The sequence below is a fragment of the Vibrio sp. 970 genome, from assembly GCF_033339075.1.
On the sequence record NZ_JAWOTW010000612.1, the window covers coordinates 294 to 574 of the forward strand.

The 281-nt window shown below is 45.2% G+C and carries 1 protein-coding gene; it reads left to right on the top strand.

The features are described from left to right. Positions 1-281 (top strand): LamB/YcsF family protein (locus tag R7Q11_RS28180; protein WP_225467228.1); only part of this gene is annotated, 281 nt, incomplete at both ends.

Here is a 281-nt window from a genome sequence, read left to right on the forward strand (position 1 = left end):
AAGGTTTTGGTCGACGCAGCCTCAGTATGAGCAGCGATGAAATTACTAACATGGTGATCTATCAAGTAGGCGCGTTGCAGGCATTGTGCCGTGCGCAGTATACCGATATCGGTTATATCAAGCCTCATGGTGCCCTTTACAACGATATGATGAAAAGCGATGCGGTTTTTCGAGCGGTCGTTAAAGCAGCCGCACTGTTTAAAGTACCGTTGATGATCCTTGCATCACAAGAGAACGAAAAATATTTAGAAATCGCGGACGATTATGATGTGCCATTGTTG